Below are 1,014 nucleotides of genomic sequence, written 5' to 3'. Positions count from 1 at the left end.
TAAGTGCAACCGAATACATCAGCACGATCGTATAAATTGAAACGAAATATACTATGTTAAAAATTATACTTGCCTTATTTCCGAAATACTCTCTTATTGTACCTGTAATCCCCTCATCAGCAGAATTAGAAGCGTATATCATTTTAGCAAGCGCCCTATGTGAGTAATACATAACAGGATATGCAAGTATGGTAATTAGCAGCAATGATAATAAACCACCTGAACCTGCATTAATAGGTAAGAAGAGTACTCCTGCTCCAATTGCTGTTCCAAATAGACTCAATGCCCAGGTAGTATCCTGTTTATGCCACTTTTTAGGGTCTAGATATTTCTCATTTTTTACTGCAGTATTATCAACTTGAAATTCTATGTTTTTTGCAGTATTCCCATTCATATAATAATTCCTCCTAGTTTTCTATTCTTACTTCTCTATTTAAGGCATCGGAATATAGACCGTTCTTGAAAAATGAATTGCTTATAAAGTGCGCCACATCGTATATCCTTCTTCTAAGTTAATCAAAATCAAAAAATTGGCGAAGCATCAACCTGACGGGGTTGTTACAAATTATAAAATATCCCAATTATATAGTGGTATATTTTATTAGTAATTCCCCCAATATACAGACATCCTTAGGCGAGCAATAGAGAATAGATTGTTAACTATTTCACAATATACCCGATAATTGTTCATTGATTTGATTGTTTCTCTCCAAAGATTTTATTTTTAATGGCAATCCCTGTAGGTGTAGCTGCAATTCCACCTAAACCTGTCTCTCTTAATTCGCGAGGCATTTGTCTTCCAACTCTATACATCGCTTCAATAACTTCGTCAGCATTGATGATATTGTTTACGCCGGCTAATGCGATGTCCGCTGCTGCTAAAGCATTTGCCGTTCCAATGGCGTTTCTCTTTACACAAGGAATTTCTACCAAACCAGCGACCGGATCACAAACTAAACCGAGTAAATTTTGTAATGCAATCGAAAAAGCTACAGAAGATTGCTGTGGCGTTCC

General features: G+C 36.1%; 2 protein-coding genes. Both read right to left on the bottom strand.

Translation table 11 applies throughout. The features are described 5' to 3' along the window. Positions 1 to 394: aromatic amino acid transport family protein (locus tag B5P42_RS28835; protein WP_309251509.1), on the bottom strand; the 394-nt coding region annotated here is incomplete at its 3' end. Between the two features lie 293 nt (positions 395 to 687). Next, a partial coding sequence (locus B5P42_RS28830) for an L-serine ammonia-lyase, iron-sulfur-dependent, subunit alpha (RefSeq protein WP_181458847.1) occupies positions 688 to 1,014 on the bottom strand: 327 nt, incomplete at its 5' end.

This window comes from Bacillus sp. SRB_331, assembly GCF_003264175.1.
In the GTDB taxonomy this organism is placed as follows: domain Bacteria; phylum Bacillota; class Bacilli; order Bacillales; family Bacillaceae_G; genus Bacillus_A; species Bacillus_A mycoides.
Note: the sequence above shows the minus strand (reverse complement) of the source record. Positions and strands in the feature narration are given on the sequence as shown.